Annotated in this window: 13 protein-coding genes; 5 read left to right on the top strand and 8 right to left on the bottom strand. The window is 69.5% G+C overall.

Annotated features, from left to right (window positions below):
- Positions 1–81 precede the first annotated feature (81 nt).
- The gene (locus AB0N89_RS29765; RefSeq protein ID WP_364211165.1) at positions 82–1,314 is read left to right on the top strand and encodes a glycosyltransferase family 4 protein; all 1,233 of its coding nucleotides are present in this window, start codon (positions 82–84) and stop codon (positions 1,312–1,314) included.
- Between the two features lie 925 nt (positions 1,315–2,239).
- On the opposite strand, the gene AB0N89_RS29760 is transcribed toward AB0N89_RS29765, so the two are convergent.
- Together AB0N89_RS29760 and AB0N89_RS29755 are read right to left on the bottom strand one after the other, a co-directional pair.
- Entirely contained in the window at positions 2,240–2,419 is a 180-nt protein-coding gene (locus tag AB0N89_RS29760; RefSeq protein WP_364211077.1) for a hypothetical protein, read from the bottom strand.
- 3 nt (positions 2,420–2,422) lie between these two features.
- Positions 2,423–4,114 carry a hypothetical protein gene (locus AB0N89_RS29755; protein WP_364211074.1) on the bottom strand — a complete coding sequence of 564 codons (1,692 nt, stop codon included), beginning with the start codon at positions 4,112–4,114 and terminating at the stop codon, positions 2,423–2,425.
- Positions 4,115–4,184: 70 nt separating this feature from the next.
- Between AB0N89_RS29755 and AB0N89_RS29750 the strand changes: the two genes are divergently transcribed.
- Together AB0N89_RS29750 and AB0N89_RS29745 are read left to right on the top strand one after the other, a co-directional pair.
- A complete protein-coding gene (locus AB0N89_RS29750; RefSeq protein ID WP_364211071.1) occupies positions 4,185–5,381 on the top strand; it encodes a polysaccharide biosynthesis protein in 1,197 nt (398 codons plus the stop codon).
- A gap of 113 nt (positions 5,382–5,494) precedes the next feature.
- Positions 5,495–6,430: a hypothetical protein gene (locus AB0N89_RS29745; RefSeq protein ID WP_364211069.1), complete on the top strand. Its 936-nt coding sequence runs from the start codon at positions 5,495–5,497 to the stop codon at positions 6,428–6,430.
- Here AB0N89_RS29745 and AB0N89_RS29740 read toward each other — a convergent pair.
- A complete protein-coding gene (locus tag AB0N89_RS29740) occupies positions 6,398–10,336 on the bottom strand; it encodes an alpha-(1->3)-arabinofuranosyltransferase (protein WP_364211066.1) in 3,939 nt (1,312 codons plus the stop codon). The genes AB0N89_RS29745 and AB0N89_RS29740 overlap by 33 nt on opposite strands.
- Before the next feature lie 39 nt (positions 10,337–10,375).
- Here AB0N89_RS29740 and AB0N89_RS29735 point away from each other — a divergent pair, with 39 nt between their 5' ends.
- A complete protein-coding gene (locus AB0N89_RS29735) occupies positions 10,376–11,080 on the top strand; it encodes a class I SAM-dependent methyltransferase (protein WP_364211064.1) in 705 nt (234 codons plus the stop codon).
- Here AB0N89_RS29735 and AB0N89_RS29730 read toward each other — a convergent pair.
- The 5 genes from AB0N89_RS29730 to AB0N89_RS29710 all read right to left on the bottom strand — a co-directional run bounded on the left by AB0N89_RS29730 (position 11,074) and on the right by AB0N89_RS29710 (position 19,203).
- Positions 11,074–12,819: a hypothetical protein gene (locus AB0N89_RS29730; protein WP_364211061.1), complete on the bottom strand. Its 1,746-nt coding sequence runs from the start codon at positions 12,817–12,819 to the stop codon at positions 11,074–11,076. The two genes, AB0N89_RS29735 and AB0N89_RS29730, sit on opposite strands and share 7 nt — an antisense overlap.
- A gap of 8 nt (positions 12,820–12,827) precedes the next feature.
- Positions 12,828–14,411 carry a substrate-binding and VWA domain-containing protein gene (locus AB0N89_RS29725; protein WP_364211058.1) on the bottom strand — a complete coding sequence of 528 codons (1,584 nt, stop codon included), beginning with the start codon at positions 14,409–14,411 and terminating at the stop codon, positions 12,828–12,830.
- Positions 14,412–14,513: 102 nt separating this feature from the next.
- On the bottom strand, positions 14,514–16,628 hold the full coding sequence (locus AB0N89_RS29720) for an EAL domain-containing protein (RefSeq protein WP_364211055.1): 2,115 nt from the start codon (positions 16,626–16,628) through the stop codon (positions 14,514–14,516).
- Positions 16,629–16,733: 105 nt separating this feature from the next.
- The gene (locus AB0N89_RS29715; RefSeq protein WP_364211052.1) at positions 16,734–17,783 is read right to left on the bottom strand and encodes an alpha/beta hydrolase; all 1,050 of its coding nucleotides are present in this window, start codon (positions 17,781–17,783) and stop codon (positions 16,734–16,736) included.
- Positions 17,784–17,859: 76 nt separating this feature from the next.
- A complete protein-coding gene (locus tag AB0N89_RS29710) occupies positions 17,860–19,203 on the bottom strand; it encodes a cytochrome P450 (RefSeq protein ID WP_364211049.1) in 1,344 nt (447 codons plus the stop codon).
- Between the two features lie 172 nt (positions 19,204–19,375).
- Here AB0N89_RS29710 and AB0N89_RS29705 point away from each other — a divergent pair, with 172 nt between their 5' ends.
- The gene (locus AB0N89_RS29705) at positions 19,376–20,188 is read left to right on the top strand and encodes an SAM-dependent methyltransferase (RefSeq protein WP_364211046.1); all 813 of its coding nucleotides are present in this window, start codon (positions 19,376–19,378) and stop codon (positions 20,186–20,188) included.
- The last annotated feature ends 261 nt before the right edge of the window (positions 20,189–20,449 follow it).

Below are 20,449 nucleotides of genomic sequence, written 5' to 3'. Positions count from 1 at the left end.
AATGATTCCTCTACCGTGTACGCACCGGTAACCTAGCATTGTCGCTAACAGGTTGGGAGAACCACGATGGAACGGCCACGTGTGCTGCTCGTCAACTGGCGCGACACCGGGCATCCGGAAGGTGGCGGATCCGAGCGGTACGTCGAGCGGATGGCCGAAGGGCTCGCCAAGGCCGGGTACCGGGTCGAGATCCAGTGCGCGGCCTATCCGGGCGCGAACGCGGGCGAATGGCGCGACGGCGTCCGCTATCGCCGTCGTGGCAACAAGTTCGGCGTCTATCTCCACGCGCTCCGGGCGATCCGCAAGGCGCACGCAGACCTCGTCGTCGACGTGCAGAACGGGATGCCGTTCTTCGCCAGGCTGGTGGCAGGCTGCCCGGTTCTCGTGCTGGTGCACCACGTCCACCGTGAACAGTGGATCAGCGCGCTCGGCGAGACGGCGGGCCGGATCGGCTGGTGGATCGAGTCCCGGCTGGCGCCGTGGTTGTTCCGGCACTGCCGCTACGTCACGGTTTCCGAGATCACCAAGGGCGAACTGGCCGGACTCGGCATCGAAGGATCACGGATCACCGTGGTGCCCAACGGTTTGGACGCTCCTCCGCGCGGCAAGGCCGTCCGCGAGGCCGAGCCGACCCTGGTCGCGGTCAGCAGGCTGGTGCCGCACAAGCGGATCGAGCACGCCATCGACGTCGTCGCGGAACTGGCGCGGCGCTGGCCGACACTGCGGCTGGAGGTGGTCGGGCAAGGCCCGTGGGAGGAGGTCCTGCGCAAACACGCCCGTGACCGCGGCGTCGAAGACCGGGTGCGGCTGCACGGCTGGGTGGACGAGGACGGGAAGCACGAGATCCTGGAACGGTCCTGGCTGCACCTGTGCCCATCGGTCAAGGAGGGCTGGGGAATCGTCATCATGGAGGCCGCCGCGCACGGCGTGCCGTCGGTGGCCTACCGGGCGGCGGGCGGGGTGGCGGAATCCATTGTGGAGGGCAAGACCGGTCTGCTGGCCGACGACTTCGCCGATTTCACCGCGCAGGTGGACGGTCTGCTCGCCGATCGGGCGCGCCGCGGCGAGATGGGCCGCGCCGGCGTCACCTGGGCGGGCCTGTTCGACTGGGAACACAGCGTGGACCGCTTCGAATCACTCGTGCGCGACGTGGCCGGGGTGGCCATCCCCCATCCCAGGGTCCTGACGCCGCAAGGCTTCGACGAGCCCGTCGGCCAGTCCGGCCGCCGCGGCGGCGTCGAAGTCCTTGCGGCGTGCGCGCACGGTGACGGTGCTCGTCTCCCCGACGGTCGCCGCGCCGAACGCCACGCCTGAGCGGCCGCTGGCGGCGGGATGGAACGCGATCGAGGTGACCGTGTCCGCCGCCGAAACGACGCCGAGATTGGAGACCAGGTAGGTCGAACCGAGCCTGCCCGCCAGCAGTCGCGTGCCCAGCCGGGCGATCCTGCTGCTGCGGGCGGGGAAATCGGGTTCCGGCGGCTGCGTGGCCAGCAACGCGCCGACTTCGGCGACGGCGGGACTCCTGCCGAGGCGCAGCCGGAAGAACGCGCTGTCGTGCTCGGGTTCCGGCGCCGCGCCACCTCGCCATGACGCCCCCACGGCGGCCACGACCCGGGCGGTTTTCTCGCCGTGCCGGGCGTTCCACGTCTCGGTCAGCCGGGCGGCCGCCGCCGCGAAGGCCGCGGAGCCGAGCCGTGAGCGTGGGAGGATCCTGGCGCTGAACACGTCCCCTGAGCCACTTTCGGCCCGTTCCGGGGTGATCCTCGCCGGAGGCGCGAAAAGCGCCTCGGCGATCCTGTGGAAGGCGGAGGCGAGAAAGGACCGATCCGCCGTGCGCGCGCCGATTCCCTTGGCGGCGGAAGAGATCGGGATGTCGAGGGCGAGCCCGAGGACGGCGAGCAGGCCGAGACCGTCGAGCGCGCCGTGGTGCGCGGCGATCAGCACGACGGGTTCGTCGGTGCCGACGGCGACGCGGAGCAAAGGCGCGCCGCGTTCGTAGGCCGCCTCGGCGAACCGGTCACGGGTCGCCGCGAGTTCTTTCCCGGGAACGGCTTCGACGTCGGGAGCGGCGCCGAGCCAAGGTCGTTCCTCGACCGCGACAGCCAGCCGCATTCGCGCCTTTTCCGGTGTCAGGACCGAAGAAAGCCTCGCTTCCAGGAGGATGCTCCAGGAAACGGTGGGGTCGCCGTAGAGCCCGACGACCCGGCTCGCGTGGTCGGAGGCGAGCTGGGACACCGGCTCAGCGGTTGCCGTAAATGACGTCCTCGGGGCCCGAGTTCGGGTTGAACTGTTCCTTGATCTTCGCCTGCACCTGGGGTGTGGCGTCCGGATCGGCGGAGTTCGTCAGCGCGTAACTCCCCCCTGCGGCCGTTGCGAGCCCGATGATGACGGCGGCGGCCGCGCCGATGAGGGTGCCCAAGACCTACTCCTTCCGCGACAGGGAATTCCTGCGTCGGCTCAATGTACGCACCGGTAACTTAAGGCACAACAGTGCGGCCGCGATCGACAGCAGCGCTACTCCGTTTGCCAGCACCGCGGGGATCGGAGATCGCGTCTCCGTCACGACGGGCGCACCGGGAGTGCGGTAAAGCGTGAGCCACTCACCGGACCACACCGGTTCCGCGCCGGTCAGCAACCGCGGGTCGACCCGTCCCGGTGTCCCGTATTCGACCAGGATCCAGCCGATTCCCGCGCCCAACAGGTCTTCGGGCGACTTCGCGGCGCGGACACGGTCCATTCTGGAGTCCTCACCGGCGATCACCTCGCCGCCGACCCGCAACGTGTCGTCGACGAGGACGGTCTCGGGCAGCGCCCGCGGCGCCGGGTCGAGTTGGGTGCGCTGGTCGTTCCAGGCGAACCTGCGGAACGTGGACAGCGGCAGTGCGACGACGTCACCGGGCCTGTCGTCCTCGGCGAGCACCCGGTGGACGGCGTTCCAGTCCTCCGGGTACCGCACGGCCTCGATCCTTCCCCAGCCGCCCCAGGCGAGATCGGGCATGGTGAGCAAGGGAAAGAGCGCGGCGGCCACGACGAGTGCCTTGCGGGCCGCCCCGGTCCGCAGCCGTGCGACGGCGTACTCGACCGCGAGCGCGAATCCGAGCGCGACCGGAAGCGCCCACCAGGCCACCCATTTCTGCGCGTCCCGCAGCAGTCCCGCGCCGGGAACGTGTCCCATCGCCCAGGACAGCGCGGGTTCACCGAACGGCAAGGTCGCCAAAGCGGCGAGAACGACGCCGAGAACTCCCAGCAACAGCAACGCTCTCGCCGATGCCGCGCCCCACCTTCGGGCCAGGGGACGAAGTCCGGCCGCCGCCACGGCGATCATGACGACGATCAGCACCGGGGCCATCGGCGCGCCCCGGCTGCCGGGGACGACGTCGCCGTTCCAGATGCCGCCGAGCCCGAGCACGCTCAGGATCGCCGGCCCCCAGCTCTCCGCGCGGGCGCTGAACGCGGCCGCCCCGGCGGGATCGGACAGCGTTCCGCCGTCGTGCAGGAGCGTCGGCACGAGCCACGGCAGGTTGAGCAGGACGGCGATACCGACGGTATGGCCCAGTTTTCGCGGTCCGGCCAGGACGATCGCGGTCAGCCCGGCCAGCACACCACCGGGCGGCGTGAGCACCGCGGGGGCGCACGCGAGCACCAGCCGCGCGAGCGCCTTCGGCTCGTTTCCGCGCAGGGAAAGCGCGGCGCGCACGATCCACGGCAGGCAGGCGTAGGTGAGCAAAAGCGGCCAATGCCCGATGAACAACCGTTCCGCGAAATAGGCCGTCCACGCGTAACCGGTGGCGGCGACGACCCGCGTGCCGAGTTGCTCCGCCGGAACCAGCCGCGCTGCGCCGTATGCCGCCCCGAAGAGCGAAAGGAACAGAACGATCTTCTGGACGATGTCGCCGGGAACGACCGTGGTCGCGAGCGCGATCACGGCGTCGGCGGGGACCGAACGTGGCAAGGCGGAACCGAGGCCGAGCGCGTCCGGGACCAGGGACTGGCGCTGGGCGAACACCATGTCGTAGCTCAGGACGAAGCCGCGTCCGAGCACCGGTAAGAACACCAGCAACGCCAGCCCGGCCGACACCGCGGTCAGGACGAGACGTTCACGCCTTGCGTCCAAATGCTTCTTCCCTTTCCGCCTCGATCGCGGCTATGGTCGCGGAGATTACCCGCCGGTAATGGGAGCACCGTTGAGCGTAGACGTCGAGGCCGATCGGACCAGGACCGGCAAGCGTGTCGCGGCGATCCTCGTTTCACTCGCGCTGGCGGCCAACAACGCCGGCGCCTACGCGCTGAGCATCGTCGCCGCGCGGCTGCTCGCGCCCGGCGCGTTCGGTGAGCTGAGTTCGCTGCTGGCGGTCCTGGTGATCGGCGTCGTACCCGCGATGGGCCTGCAGACCGTGGTCGCGCTGCGAGTGGCGCGCAAGCCACAGGACGACGGGACGCTCTTGGCGCTCGGGCTCACGACGAGCGCCATCGTCGCGACCGTCGGCCTGATCCTGGCGCCGGCGCTGGTCTTCGTGCTGCACCTGGGTTCCGTGGTGCCCGCGCTGCTGCTCGCCGTCACCCTCGGCCCGCTGACCCTGCTCGGTCTCTTCCACGGCCTGCTGCAAGGCAGCGGCCGGTTCGCGCTGCTCGCCGGGCTCATGTCACTCGAAGGCGCGGGCAAGGTCGGCGGATCGCTGATCGGACTCGTCATCGGCGGCGACGCCACCGGCGCGCTGGCCGGGACCGCGATCGGCTCGTACCTGGTGATCTTCTGCGGCTGGCTCCTCTGTGGGCGGCCGCGACCACGTAAGGCGGGCCGGCACGCGGGCGAAGTGCTCCACGCGGCGCAGGCGATGCTGGCGCTCGTCCTGCTGGTGAACCTCGATCTCGTCCTGGCACGCCACACCCTCCCCGCGAACGAGGCAGGCGAATACGCGCTCGGCGCCATCGTCACGAAGATCGCGTACTGGCTCCCCCAAGCCGTCGGTGTCCTGGTGCTCCCCCGATTCGCGAACGGCGACGACCGCCGCCGCATCCTGCCTGCCGCCCTCGCCGTCTGCGCCGCCCTGGACGCCCTCGTCCTTCTCGTCTCCCTCGTCGTCGGCCCGCGGTTGCTCTCCTTCATCGGCGGCTCCGGCTACGCCGCCAGCACCATGCCCGTCTGGCCGTTCGCGCTCGCCGGCTCGATGCTCGCGCTGGTGCAGATCCTCCTGTTCTCACGCCTCGCCGCGGGCGACCGGCGGGTGACCGTGCTGATGTGGGCGACCGTCGTCGTCGAAACGGTGCTGGTGACCACTTGGCTGCACGCTTCGGCCGCTCAGGTGGTGACGGTGGCCGCTTGCTGTGCCGGGAGTTTGGCGCTGTCCGGGGCCGTGCTGGAGTTCCGGTCGCGCCGGTGACCGTGTGAATTTTGTTGCGTCCAACGCTCCAAAATCCACACAGTCACGCACGAAAGGTCCGCTCACGAGACTGGACCGCCGGGTTTGTCGGTGATCGATTCCATGCTGCGTCGGTGCGAAGAGGAGACTGGGCGCGCCACCCGCTGATCACCACCGGTTCGCCGGTGATCGCGGCGAAGCAACTCGAAGCCATCGGCATGGCACGCAGCACGATCTCGCGACGCTGCGAGCCCGGCGGGGCCTGGCGGATGTTGCTGCCCGGCGTCGTGCTGCTCCGGAACGGCGAGCCGGCGGACGAACAGAAAATCCAAGCCGCGCTTCTCCACGCCGGTGAAGACTCGATCCTGACAGGGGTGCGCGCCTTGGAGCGATACGGGCTACGCAACCTTCCGGACGCCGAAGAGGTCCACGTTCTCGTTCCCGCGGAACGGTCGGTCGCCGACAGCGGATTCGCCCACATCGAGCGATCGCGCCGCTTGCCGAGAGCACGCGTAAGGTCCGGTATCCCGACCGCCCCGGTCCCTCGGGCGGTGATCGACGCGGCTCGGAGAACACTGGACAGAGACGGCGTGACGGCGATGATGGCCGAGTCCGTCCAGCGAGGTTTCTGCCTGCCGCGGGCCCTCGCCGACGAACTCGACGAAGTTCGCCGGGGAAGCAGCCTGCGAAGCGCCCTTGTCCCGATCCTCGGCGGCGCCCGTTCGGTCGCCGAAGCCGACGCATGGAACCTGTGGCAGCGGTCCGACCTTCCCGAGTGCCGATGGAACGTCAAGATCTTCGACGCGAACGGCAACTACATCGCGCAACCGGACGGCTGGTGCGACGAGCTCGCTTTCGCGTGGGAAATCGATTCCCTCGGCTACCACGCGGGCGACGACGGCTTCCGCGACACACTCGCCCGCAACGCCCGCTATGCCGCGGCCGGGATCGTCGTTCTCCAGACGCTGCCCTCACGCCTGCGCTCGGAGCCCGGCCAGGTCGTGGCCGAACTCCGGGCGGCGCTGGACAGCGCGCGACTACGACCTCGTCCCGACGTCCGTCTCAGGTGACCGCCCCGCGAACCAGGGCACGCACATCGCCACCATCGCCGCCGCGGCCAGCAGCAGCGAAGCCTGCGTCACCGGCCCGTAGGCCCACTCCTGACCGTGCCCCAGCAGCCGCCCCACGACCGCGAAGAGCGTCCCCACGACCATCCCGCCGAAAGCGAGATACCGCGGCGCGCGTTCGCTGAATTGGCGGGCCAGCAGGACGGCGATCAGCAGGACGATCGGCAGCATCCCGCCCAGGACGGCCAGCAGCCCGATGAGCACCACCGGGACCACCCGCCCCGAGCCGGGCTCGGAGGACACGCGGCGACGGCGGACCGGCCACAGCACGCCGATCAGCACCGCCAGGATCGCGACGGCGCCGATCAGCAGGCCCGACCGGTACTTCCAGTCCGGGGTGAACTCCAGCTGCACGACACCGCCCGAACCGGCGGGCAGGATCCACGCCTGCTGCCAGCCGTCGACGCGCGTCTTCACCAGCGGGGTCCCGTTCAGCGAAGCGGTCCAGCCCGCGTTGGCGTTCTCCGGGACGGCCAGGACGGACTCGTCGCCACCCGCGACGGTGACCGATCGGGACGTCGCCTCCCAGGAATCCACGGTGACGGCGCGATGTCCGGCGGGAGCCCGCACAACACCGGCGGGCTTGAGCCACAGGTCCTGGACCACAAAGGACTCGGACCGGTCGGTGCGCAGTTCGTGTCCGCCCGCGGCCAGCTCGACGCCGCCCTGGGAGTCGGGGCACGCGGACAGCTTCAACGGCCGGTGCGCGGTGAAATCGGCGAGGGTGCCGCGCACGGAGGTGTCGTAGCCGAGGCCGTCCAGCCGGACGTTCGGACCCGATCCGCACGGCAGCGTGAACTCCGTGGCGGGAGCGGGAAGTTCGGCGCCGGTCAGGGAAAGGCTCTCGATTCCCAGCGAGTTCCGGGTCCGCTGGTCGTCGTCGAGTCCGGCGAACGCGATCTTCAGCTGTGAAGTGTCCAGAGGCGGGAAGGTGGCCGCGCCGGAAGCGTCGAGTTCGACGGAGCGGCTCGACGTCGGTGTGGTCAGTTCCACCCGCTTGGGCGCGCGCGAATCGGCAGCGACGCGGATCCCGGAGATCGTCTGCGGTTTCGCCCAGTCCAGGGTCATCGCCGGCCGCAGATCGGTGATGTCGGGTTGCCAGGCCGTCGCGGGATTCCCGTCCACGGCGGCGAACGCGCTCGCAGCCGGGTCGCCGCCCAGTTGCGAAGTCGCCGACACCTGCACGCCGGGAAGCGTCACCGGAACGCGGCCACCTCCGGCGGGCAGCACGGTACCGCCGAACTCGTAGGCGCTCTGCGACGTCGTCGAGAACAACCGACGGATCCCGTCCGGTTCCTCGCCGTCGCGGGCGGCGGACGCGTCGCACCGGACGTGCCCGTCGTCCGGCACGCACGCGTACCTCGGCTGCTGGCCCCGGGTGAACGCGAACCCCGGCGCGGTGCCCGGCCCCAGATCCGCCGGGACTTCGAGAGCGCGTTGCGGTTCGGCGCCCGGGATCTTCAGCTCCGAGATCCCGACGTTCCCGTCCTGCCTGCCGACCACGAGCGACAGCAGCGTGATCCGCACCTTGCGCGTCACTCCCGCCGGCGCCGGGTAGGTGTGCGCTCCCTCGCCCCGGACGACCTGGTGATCGACGGAACCGTTGTCCGTGGTGATCCGGATCCGGGTCGGCGGCCAGCCGACGCGGATGTCGTCGACCATCGCGAGATCGACCGTGTTCACCAGCCGCGGGGTGTCCAGTTCGACTTCGAGCCATTCCCCGATCGGACCGGTGAAACTCGAGGAATGCCAAGCGGTGCGCGGATCCCCGTCGAGCGCGGCGAACGGCTGACGACTGGGATCCGAACCGCCGAAAGCGTCCGCGAACGACGCCGCCGTCGACGCGGTCACCGAACGGATCCCCCGGTAAGCGGCCACGGTCTGGTGCTGCTCGCCCGGGAACGGCAGGACGTCCAGCGCCGCTCGTTGCTGTCGCGGCGACTCCCCGGCGGTCAGCGTCTGGCTCAGATTGTCGCGCACCCCGCCGACGTTGCGTTCGGCGCGGCGCAGCCCGTCGGTGACCAGTCTCGGTCCGGTCGGCGAACCGCCGTCCCCGGTCAGCACCGTCGGCGTGCCGGGATCGAGTTGCCCGGAGTTCATCAGCGGCAGCAGGTTCTCCGGGCCGCCGCTCACCGTCGGCACGTCCTTCGTGGACGTCGCGGTGACCAGCGGAACCGGCCGTTTCACCTCGAAGATCTCCAAAGGCCCGAACTGGGCCGATTTCTCGATCCCCGGTGAACCCGCCAGCCCGGCGCGCAACGTCGTGAAGTCGGGGGCACCGACCTTGGCGCGGTCGATGTCCCCGCGCAGCAGCAGGAACCGGTAGCCCGAACGCGCGAGCAGGGCGGCGAGCCCGGGATCGCCTCTGCCGTCGGCCAGTGCCGCGTCGACCGAGTCCATCAGGCGAGTGTTGCCCTCAGACCCCAACGGGACCTGGTTGCGCACGGCCCACGGGCTGTCCGCGATGGCCTGCGCCGGTTCGTCCACCGTGCGGCCCCAGTCGTACTCGCCGAACCCGGTCGCGGGCAGCAGCAGCGTGCGCGCCGTCGCGTCGGTCTTGGCGACGTACCCCATCGCGTCGTACCAGTACCCGGGCACCTCGTCCCAGCCAGGCCCCGGCCGCAACGTGAGCAGCCACACCGGCGCCGCCATCACCACGACCAGCAGCGCGCCCAGCGCCGGCCGCAGATGGCGGCGCAGTGCCGGCGCGGCGCTCGTGATGCCGTGGACGAACGCCAGCATCAGCGGGAGCCTCAGCACCGGCTCGAACTTGTGCACGTTCCGCAGTGGCGCGAGCGGTCCGTCGAGCAGATGCCGCACGGGTTCCGCCAGCGGGCTGTCGAGCGTCCCGACATAGCCGACGGTCAGCAGCGTCAACCCGGCCAGGACGCCGAGCACCAGGAACCGCCGCTCCGGCAGACCGCGCCACGCGAGGCCGAACAACCCGACCGCGGCCACCATCCCGGTGGCCGCCATCAGCACGGGATTGTCGATCAGCGCCCAGCCCGACGGCCACCACGGCGTCCCCTGGACGACGTAGGCGACCCACTGGTTCGTGCCCCGCAGCACCTCGAACAACGACATCGGCGCCGTGGTGTTCGTCGCGGATTCGATGTAGTCCAGGAACGGCAGGCTGTACTGGCCGAGCAGCACCAGCGGCAGGATCCACCACAGCATCACACCGGCGACGAAGACGAACCACCAGATGACGAGTTCGACGTGCGTGCTCCGCCATTTCCGGGTCAGCAGCCACAAACCGGGCAGGACGAGCGCCATCACGACCATCGCGCCGTTGATCCCGCCCATGCACAGCACGGCCAGCGCGGACAGTCCGGCGGCGCGACGCGGCGAGCCGATCCGATCGGCGAGGATCAGCGGCAGCAGCACCCACGGCAGCAGGACGGCGGGAAGCATTTCCGAGGACAGCGAACCGATTTCGGTGACCATCCTCGGCGCGAGGGCGTAACCGACTGCTCCGATCAGCCGAGTCCGTTCGTTCCCCATTTTCAGCGCGCGGGCCACCAGCAGCGCGCCCCCGAACGCCACCGACAGCAGGATCGCGCACCACAGCCGCTGCGCGATCCACACCGGTATCCCGACGGCCTGGCACACCGCGAAGAACGGCCCCATCGGGAACAGGTAGCCGTACGCCTGGTTCTGCAACTCCCCCGCCGTCGCCTGGGGATTCCACAGGTGCAGCGCGCGGCCGAGGAACGCCAGCGGATCCACGGCGAGGTCGAGTTTGGTGTCGAACGTCGTCCTGCCAGGACGCTGCAAAAAGGACAGTACCGTCAGCGCCAGCACGATCCACGTGCTCGGCTTCTTCGCGAGGGCGCCGGGGGTTACCATCCGGTAGATACTAGGCGGAAACGTGGCTACTATGCGCCTATGACAGACGGTTTCGCAGAAGCGTGGTCGCTCGCCGAACCCGTCAAGGGCTGGATGACGCGGGATCAGGGCCTGTCCTTGTGGAACGCGGCGTCCCGGCTGGAAAAGGGCGATCTGATCGTCGAAATCGGCAGCCATCAGGGCCGTTCGACGATCGTGCTCGCCAGTGCCGCCCGCACGGTCGGCGCGCGGGTGGTCGCGGTCGACCCGTTCGTCGACGGACGGCTGTTCGGCGGATCCCCGACCCGCCAACGGTTCGAGGCCAATCTGAAGAAGGCGGGCGTCGAGGACGTCGTGGAACTCGTGGCGGAGTACAGCACGAAACTGCGGCCTCGCTGGGACCGTCCGATCCAGTTGCTCTACATCGACGGCAAACACGACTACTGGACCTACACCGACGACCTGCGCTGGTCGACGAACCTGGACGACGGTAAGGAAATCCTGGTCCACGACTGCTTTTCCTCGATCGGTGTCACCCTGGGCACGATCGCGAAAGTCCTCTTCGGACGGCGCTACACCTATCTCGACCGCGCGACGTCGATGGCGAGGTTCAGGCTCACCCCGCCGTCGGCCAAGGACAGGCTGCGCGTGCTCGCCCAGCTGCCGTGGTTCCTGCGCAACGTCGGGATCAAGATCCTGCTGCGGCTGCGTTTGGCGCCCGTGGCGAAGATCTTCGGCCACGACAGCCCGTACGACCCTTACTGAGTGAGCGGCCTCCCGACGTCGATCTTCGCGAGGCAGACGGGAGCCCCCTTGGCGGACAACTGGAAGCCCACCTTGTCGAACAGGCCCTCGATCGGCAGGTACATCGTGTGCAGACCGGGCTGGAACCACACCGGCACGCGCGTTCCGTCCCGATCCACGACACCCTCACCGCCGTCCGAGGTGAAGTAGTCGATCCTCAGGAGATGGCGGCCGAGAACGGGTGCGTCCAGCGGAACCCGGACGAGCTGCTCGCCGACGGCGTACCCGCAGCCCGTCACGGGACCGGGCAGGCCGCGGGAAATCGATTCCACGCCGGTGATCGTCTTCGCGGTGCCGGAATCGTCCAGAAGAGAGATCCGGCCGGTCGGCTGGTCGAACCGGAAGCCCGGAATGAGGCCCACGACCCTTGAGGCGCGGGCGTTCTCGCCGAACCAGCCGTGCAGGATGTCGTTCGGCACCGTCGTGTCGTACAGGACGAGATCGGGATCCCGGTCGATCGACGCCCGCGCGTTGGCGAGGAACTCCCGGGAGTGCTCGAACCGCAATCCCGGCGCCAGGCGGGAGAAACCCACGGCCGAACTCGCGATCAGGGCAAGACACAACGCCAGGGCGAGCGGACGTTTCGCCGTCGACGGCACGGGCTCCGAAGGCCGGTCGAACGGTTTCGGTTCCAGGAAGGCGAAAGCGAGACACAGCGCGGCGACGAGCGTCAGATCGGCGACATAGCGAGGATCGCTGCCCAGTTCGGGACCGACCTCGGTGAGCCGCGTGGCCGCCGAAAGCCCGACGTCCGCCGCGAACACCAGCGCCAGCAGCACCCACGCCTTCCGCGCCCGGACCCCACCCACGCGGATCCCGAGCACCAGCACCGCGACGGCCACGAGCAGCAGCAGAACCCGCACCACGACAGGGGAAGCCGCGAACGTCGCACCGGGCCCCGGGCCTGACCAAGGACCTCCCGCCAGTCCCGGCACCAAGGTGTCGCCGAGCATCCGGCCGGTCAGGTCCGCGACCGTGCCGACGGTGACCGGGCCGCCGCCCTGCCCGACCTGGCTCGTGGTCAGCGCCAGGAACGCGGCGGCGTAGCCGGCGAGGACGACGACGAAGACGCCCATGAGCACGAGATGGCGACGCAGGGAAACACCGAGCAGCACGGTGATCCCGGCGACCAGCACCGGGATGAACACCGCTTTCTCGTAGAACGCCAGGCCGAAGACGGTCCAGGCCACGGTGGCGATCGCCCAGCGGCCGCCGTCGGCGAGGTATCGCACGTGCGCGTGCAGGGCGGCGGTGGCGGCCAGGAGGACGGGCGCGAGCTGAATCGCGTACGCCCACCACAATGTCGGGACGAGCAGCAAGGTCGACGTCGTGAACAGCGTGAACGGGACGAGGATCCCCCAGCGGCGCCCGAAACAGCGCACCAGGACCGACCACAACAGCGCCGAGGCCGCCGCCTGCATCACCAGGACCGGCGCCATCAGCACGGCGAAGTTCAGCGGAGCCCACGCGGTCAGCAGATCCGCGAGCAGGAATCCGCCCGGCGCCAAGTGTCCGTGGTAGTCCTGGAAGAAGTAGCCGAGGTCGAACGGGCCGGACTTCGCGGCGTGGTAGGTGATGACGAAATCGTCTTGCGCGAGGCTGCCGCGCAGCGCCGCCCATCCGTGCAGGACGAACGGGATCACGCCGGCGACGATCGCGGCGATCGTGACCGGCGCAGGTCTCTTCCCCGGGACAACCAAGGCTGGCCTCAATTCTTGCAGGTCGGCGGCTGGCACATGATCTTGCTCAGCGCCTGGTAGAAGACGTCCGAGATCTTCCGCGGATCGGGGGTGGTGAACGATTCCCCGCCGGTGGCGGCCGAAACCTGCCGGAGTTCGGACGCGTCGATGTCCGGTCCGATGCCGATCCCGATGACCGGCAACGGTTTCCGCGGGTCCTGGAGTTCGCCCAGCTCTTGAAGCAACCGCGGCAGCCCGATCGTGTCGTCGTCCTCGTTGCGTCCGTCGGTGAGGACGACGACCAGGTTGATCCGGCCGGGTTTCCAGTTCTGCCTGGCGTTCTGGTACGCGGCGAGGATCGAATCGTAGAGCCCGGTCGCCCCGCCCGCTTTCGGCCGCACCGCCTGCAACTGTTCGACACCACCCGAGGCCGTCTGCTCGGCGATCGTCTTCATCGGCAACAGGACCCGGTAGTCCTTGTCACCGTCCAATTTGGTCGAAAACAGCCACAACCCCAGTTCCGTGGTGGGTTTGAACAGCCCGAGGCCCTGCGTCGCGGCCTGCAGGGTGAGTTCCATCCGGCTTTTCCCCGTCCCCGGCACGGCGGCGGCCATCGAACCGGAGACGTCGAGCAGCACCTGGACCCGGGCGCTCAGGTTCGTCCCCGCCCAGGCCTGCAACGCGGCGTACAGATCCGTCACGGGCGGAGGCCCCGGCGGACGCGGCGCCGGGTCCGTCCGGCTGTCCCGCGCCCGCGGAACGGCGAACTGGCCGGTGGGCGCGCGGAATCCCGCGTCGGAGAAGGTCGCGGCGGCGAGCGGGTCGAGCAGCAGCCGCAGAAAACGTTCCGCCGCACCTCTTGACGCCTCCGAAGCCTTGGGCAGCACGACATACGGGTAGTCGAACCCCTGCGCCGGGACACCCGGGTACGCTGCCACGAGATTCCGGGCGAGGACGGACTGTTCGGTCACCGGGAAAGCGGCCGGGAACTGACCGGGCGCCGGATTCAGTTTCCGCAAGGCGGCGGTGAAAGCCGCCGCGGGATCGGGCGCCTTCTCGGTCAGCTTCCGCAGTCCGAGCAGCGTGGCGACACCCAGCGGATCCCGCGCCGGATCCGGCATCCCGACCGGGGAGCCGTCGAGGACCTCCTGCCAGCCGGGGGTTTTCCCCGGCCAGCCGAAGCGCCGCGCGGTCTCGTCGGGAAGTCCCAGCACCACCGGGGAATTCGCCACCGACTGACCGGATTCGGGCAGATTCCACGCCCCGGCGTCCCTGGCCTGCGACAACATCGTGCTCGACTCGGGGACCCAGACGTCGGGTCCGCCGGAGGTGGTGGTCCCGAGCAGGTCGGCGGTCTTGGCCGACTCGCTCGCGGTCACGTCGACGCTGAAGCATTCCTCCTGCGGCACGGTCGTCGCGAGCCGCGTGAGCACCGGGGCGACATCGGGCGCGGCGGTGATCCGGACCGGCGTCAGGGCGTCACAATCGTTGCCCGCCAACCGGGCGCGGAGGTAGTCGACGCCCCACCAGGCACCGAGCGCGATCACCAGCAACAGGCTCAGGACGACGACGGGCGCGGTGAAACGCCCACCACGCCTCGGGCCTACCTGCATGTGCCTGCCTCCGAGGTGCGGTACGGGATCTGGGATGTTGCCCAATCAGCCCGCGCACGTCAACCCTCGGGTAACTTAGCGCCCTCCGGTGCGGCGAATGGCCTAACCGAAGTAGCGGCCGGCCCCGATGTGGGCACCGGCCGACTTCCACCATCCGGCGTCGCCGGTCGAATCGATCCCGTCCGCGATCACCGTCGCGCCCGCGATGTTCGCGGTCTCGATGAGGTTCCGCAGCGCACGTTCCGCCAGGGGTTCCGTCCGCCGCTCCGCGAGCCGGGGCGCGATCCGGACCGTCCGCACGGGCACGTCCACGAGGCAGACGACGTCACCGGCCACGCCGAAGTCCTGCAATTCGGCGTCGACCCCGATCTCGGCGAGGAGGTGCAGGTTGTCGACGGTCTCCCCGAGTTCGGCGAGCACGGCGCCGGCCGGAAAACCCAGCCGCAGCCGGGACGGCCCGAGCCCGGTCGCGGTGAGCACGTTCCGCACCGACCCGACGAGGTCGGGATCGGCGGCCTGGTGCGGCGTCAGGCTCACGACCATCGGGAGCCTGGCGTCCGATTCCTCGCACGCGGTGCGGATGAGCCATTCGCCGAGCGGGATGATGAGACCGGTTTCGTCGGCGAAGCGGACGCAGGTGTCGTGCCCGATCCGGCCGTGGCGCGGATGGTTCCACGCGAGCCGCGCCTCGATGCCCGCGGGCTTGCTGTCTTCGAGCCAGGTCAGCGGCCGGAAGTGGACCTCGATCTCGCCGGTCTCCCAGGCACCCGCCATGGAGACGGCCAAGCCGAACTCGTGCCGTTCCCTGGTGTCGAGGGCGGAGTCGGACAGCGCCCACTGCCGGTAGCCGTTGACCTGCGCCCGGCGCAGCGTCATGTCGGAGACGCGCAGCAGCTCGTTCGGCGCGATGTCGCGGGGCGGCCGGTGGACGACCCCGACGCACGCCGAGACCGCGACCCCGCTGCCGCCTTCGAGGTAGACCGGTTCGGACAGCTCCTGGTTGATCATGCCGATGACGGTGGCGACGTCCGGGCTGGTGGCGGTGTTCTGGATGAGGATGCCGAACTCGTCCCCGCCGATCCTGGCGATGAGCGCGTCCTCGCCGCCCACGACGGCCCGCAGCTTCGCGGCGACGTTCTTCAGCAGGTCGTCGCTCTGTTTCTGGCCGAGACCGGCCGCGATCAGGGAGAACCCGTCGAGGTCGAGGTGGTAGACCGTGACGCCGAACGACGGGTCCGCGTGCCGCAGCGCCCGCTCCAGGCGGGTGCCGAAGAACTGCCGGTTCGGCAGGCCGGTCAGCGGATCGTGCAGAGCCTGACGGCTCAGCTGCCGCTGGAGCAGGGAGACGTCGGTGTCGCCGTCGACCAGGGTGATCAGCTGCTGGGCTTCACCCGCCGGATCGCGGATGACGGCGCCGGTGAACCCCGCCCACGTCGGCTCCTCGTCGTCGGTGACGAGTCTTCGCGTCAGCTCGAGCCGATGGCTCTCGCCGTCGAGCAGCTTCCGGTAGCCCTCGCGCAGGCCGTCGGCGTCTTCCGGATGGACCAGGTCGTAGAGGTTGAGCCCGCTCAGATCGGCGACGGGCCGGTTCAGCATGTCGGCGAACGCCGGGTTCACCCGCTGCACGCGGCCGTCCACCCTGGTGACGGCCACCCCGGTCTTCGACCCGGCGAACAGCTGCTCGAAGCGCGCCTGCGTGAGCACCAGCTCGCGCCGCGTCTCGCGTTCGAGGGTGACCAGCGTCCGGCTCAGATCTTCTTGCTGCGTCTGGATGCTCTCGCGCAGCGCTTCGCCGTAGCCGGACGCGAGCGCGCCCAGTACCTGCAACACCCGTTCGGGGAGCGACCTCACGCTCCGCAACTCCGGTTCGTGCAGGAGCCCCTTGCCGAGTACCTCCATCGTGCGGCGGAGGCTGTCCGGCCCGACGCACCTGAGCGCAACGAGCCGCGCGCCGGCCTCGGTGGCCTGCGCGGGCTCGGCGTCGTCGCTCAGCATCGCCGCGAAGACCTCGTCCAGCAGAGCGGAGAAATGCTCTTCGATCTGGGCATGGGTGTACGGAAGATACGCCGTTCCGGTGACCAGGTACGCCCATTTGCGGGCAAGCGTGGCCCTGGTCGGCGCGGCGTTCTTCCGCTTCGGAGATGCGGAGGATGCAGTTCTCTCCGGGGCGTCCGGCGATACGGAGAACTCATCGCCGTTCGGAAGTGGGACAGTCACGTCCGCCGGTCCTGTGGTCGTTTTCGCATTCCGTGGTGGAGGAACATCCTCCACGATTCCCTGGCCTTACTCACGGTTTACCGGCCACCCAATCGGGTGGTAACGCTACGGTACCGCAACACCGACCTTATCCCTCAGCCAATCGCGTGTGGCGTCCCGATAGAGCGACGCGTTGCGGTGCAGTGCCAGCGAATGTCCGGCACCGGGCAGAACATACGTGGAAAGTTCGGCCCCGGGCCCGTAGTACGGAGCTTCCGCCGGACGCAGCGTCTCCCCGCTCGAACAGTCCCGGAGCGCGAACAAACCGCAGAACAGGATGTCCTTCTCCCCGACCGCCTGGAAAACGGGTACCCGGATCCCTTTCGTCGCGGGCAGAATGATCCCGAACACCGCGACGGTCCCCATTCCCGGGACCGAAACCTGATCCTTGGTCGCCTCGTCGGCGTCGATGACCTGCTGGTCGGAATCTTCCTTCGCGTAGAACAGCCCGGCGCGCGCCCCCGGTTTCGTCGTGAAATAAAGCGGATCACTGCCGAGCGAACCGAGCCGGTCGTCCGCGAACGCGGGCTGCAGACCGAAGAGCACGCCGAGGGTCAAGGCGGGCACCGAAGGCAGATGCGTGATGCCGGTGAGGATCACGCCGTCCACGTCCTGGTACGTCGACGCCTCGGCCGCGACGATGCCGGAACCGACCGAATGCCCGACGATCACGACCTTCCGGAAGGCGGTGCCGCCGACCCGTCCCGCGCGCAGGTGACCGACCACCTCGTGCATCGAGCGCGCGAGCGCCGGCAGCAGGAGCGGGAGACTGGGCGGTTTGCTGCTCCCGCCCGAACCGAGCTGATCCGCCGCGAAGGTCGCGTAGCCGTGCTTGGCCATGTCTCGCTGGTACGAATAGCGATCCGGGTCGTAGGGCAGGTCCCAGTAGGCGCTGTTGTAGGTGCCGCCGTGCACCAGGAGCTGGACGGCGTCGGGCGTCGGGCCGCCGGGCAGGCAGAACCGGCCGTGCACCGTGGCGGGCTCGCCGAGCGGTCCGGTGACCGGCAGATCCACGTCGGTGCACCGGATTTCGACGGCCGCCGCCGGGGCGGCCACCAGGAAACCACCGAGGAGCGCGCAGCACGCGGCCACCGCGGTGGCCAGTTTGAGCGGCATTCTCACAGAACCCTCTCCGGAATCGGAACGCTCGGAAGGAGCACGAACCCTACACCTGGTAACCGAACGCTCACCGTCAGGCTGAGGTTCGCGGCACCACGGTCATCGGCAACCGGTTCGGCTGCATCGTCGCTTTGATCTTGGGAAAGACCTTCACCCCTGGTACCGGCTCCAGCCGCCATCGCGCGCCGATCGTCGCCGCGACCAAAGCGATCTCGGTCGGAGCGAACTGATGTCCCGGGCACAACCGGGCGCCGGCGCCGAACGGGATGAAGGCGCCCTTCGGCAGTCCGGCGGCACGCTCGGGCTCCCAGCGATCCGGGTCGAACCGCTCGGGAACGGGAAACCAGCGCGGATCGCGATGCAGCGTGTGCTGGCTGACCGCGACCTCGGTACCGGCGGGGATCCGCACACCGCCTAGTTCGACGTCCTCCCGCGCGCGCCGCATCAGGATCACCGGCGGGGTCCGGCGGACGACCTCGTTGACGATCCGGTGCGTGTAGACCAACCGCGACAGGTGCTCGAACCGCGCGGGGCCGCCGTCCAGCACCTCGTCGACCTCGGCGTAGAACCTGCGCTCGATGTCCGGCCGCGCCCCGATCTCGTGGAAGAACCAGGCCAGCGCGACGGCGGTGGTCTCGGCGCCGGTGGTGAGGATCGTGATGACCTCGTCCTCCACCTGACGGTCGGTCATCTTCTCACCGGTCTCGTCGTCCTTGGCCAGCAACAACATCGACAGCAGATCGCCCTGATCACCGCCCTTCTCGCGTGCCTTGAGGACGGCGTCGCCGATAACCCGCCGGAGCCGCGCGGCCGCGGCGTCGAACTCGCGGTTCGCGGGGATCGGCAGCCGTTCCACGAACTTCGGCGAGAACGCCCGGACCATGACGTACTTCAGCATGATCGGGATCGACCGCTGGATCTCCGCGAGCACTTCGTCGCCGAGTTCGGTCGAGAACAGCGTGCGCCCGGAGATGGTCAGCGCGAGGTCCTGCATCCGGCGGTCGAATTCGACCACTTCACCGGGTTTCCACGAATCGGCCAGGTCGGCGGCGAGCTTCGTCATCGTCGTCTCGGCGTAGAGCGCGATGCGGCTTCGCTGGAAGGCGGGCAGCATCATCCGCCGTTGCCGCTGGTTGAAGGCGCCGTTGGAGGTCGCGAGCCCGTCGCCGAACAACGGCCGCATCTTGTCGAACACGATGCCCTTGTCGAACTTCCCCGCGTCGACGGCGAGCAGCCGCCAGGCCAGTTCCGGGGTGGTGACGAGATAGACCGGCATCGGACCGAAGTCGAGGCGGACGACGTCGCCGTGGGATCGCAGTGACGACAGCAGTTTCAGCGGGTCACGCAGCATCGGCACGGTGTGCCCGAGCAGCGGCCAGCGGCCCGGTGCGACAGCGACGTCCGGAGGTGGTGCCATCGTGCTCGTCTCCCGGTGCCTGGACGCTGAACCCGGTCACCTTAGGACCGGGTGGCCGCCGACGGGGTTCCGCCGCCGCACATCCACACGATCGGACGATGGCAGGCGCTTCACCGAGACCGGATAGACTCCTGTGCCCCAACGGATTCCCAACCGAACGGCGGCGACCACGGTGACTTCGAACCTGAGCTGGGTACCTCCCGAGGTCGACACGACGGTGCCGAATCCCGCCCGGGTCTACGACTACTGGCTCAACGGCGATCACAACTTCCAGGCCGACCGTGACCTGGGCGAACAGATCCTGAAGATCATGCCGGGCATCCGCGACGCGGCCCGGCTCAACCGCGCCTTCCTGCGCCGCGCCGCGCTGCACATGGTGGAGGCGGGGGTGCGGCAGTTCCTCGACATCGGCTCCGGGATCCCGACCGTCGGGAACCTCCACGAGATCGTCCAGCAGATCGACCCGACGTGCCGGGTGGTCTACGTCGACCGCGAGTCGGTCGCCGTGGCGCACGCCCAACTGCTGCTACGCGGCAACGACCGGTGCGCGGCGATCCAGGCCGACCTGCGCGACGCCAACGACATCCTCGACGCGCCCGAAACCCGGGAACTGCTGGACCTCGACCAGCCGATCGGGCTGTTCATGTTGCTGCTGCTGCATTTCGTGCCGGACTCCTGGGATCCGCACGCGATCCTGGCCCGGTACCGGGAACGCATCGCCCCCGGCAGCTTCCTCGCCCTCTCGCACGTCGCCGCCGACGCGGACTCGAGTGGACTCGACGAGGCCATCGAGGCGTACAAGAGCACCCAGAACGACCCCATCCCCCGGACCCACGACCAGGTGCTTTCGTTCTTCGACGGCTTCGACGTCGTCGAGCCCGGCGTCGTCGGCTGCGCGATGTGGAACCCCCAGGGCGCCGGTGACATGTCGAACGATCCGGAGATCAACTCGCTGCCGTACGCCGGGGTGGGCCGGAAGCCTTAGCGGCGTGCCTCGCGAGTGACGATCCGGGGCGTGACTCGCGTGACTCGACACCGCACTCGAGTGTGCGGCGCCTCATCACGCGCGCGTGTTCTGCCGCTTGCCTTATCACGCGCGCGTGTTCTGCCGCTTGCCTCCCATCGCCCTCGGTGTCGCGAAAGCCACTTTCGGGACGTCAGATGTCCCGAAAGTGGGGGTGGCGGCGCACCCCGGCCGCCCCCACACCCCACGCCCGGGGGGAGGGGCGAACGGAACAGCGGCGGG

The organism is Amycolatopsis sp. NPDC089917, from assembly GCF_040684635.1.
GTDB lineage: Bacteria > Actinomycetota > Actinomycetes > Mycobacteriales > Pseudonocardiaceae > Amycolatopsis.
The sequence above is the reverse complement of the archived record's forward strand: the minus strand, read 5'-3'. Positions and strand labels throughout refer to the sequence as shown.

Bases quoted from the DNA above. Each gene is read 5' to 3' on its own strand.
- AB0N89_RS29740 (WP_364211066.1), bottom strand. From the start codon at position 10,336: ATGGTAACCCCCGGCGCCCTCGCGAAGAAGCCGAGCACGTGGATCGTG.
- AB0N89_RS29735 (WP_364211064.1), top strand. From the start codon at position 10,376: ATGACAGACGGTTTCGCAGAAGCGTGGTCGCTCGCCGAACCCGTCAAG.
- AB0N89_RS29725 (WP_364211058.1), bottom strand. From the start codon at position 14,411: ATGCAGGTAGGCCCGAGGCGTGGTGGGCGTTTCACCGCGCCCGTCGTC.
- AB0N89_RS29715 (WP_364211052.1), bottom strand. From the start codon at position 17,783: ATGCCGCTCAAACTGGCCACCGCGGTGGCCGCGTGCTGCGCGCTCCTC.
- AB0N89_RS29710 (WP_364211049.1), bottom strand. From the start codon at position 19,203: ATGGCACCACCTCCGGACGTCGCTGTCGCACCGGGCCGCTGGCCGCTG.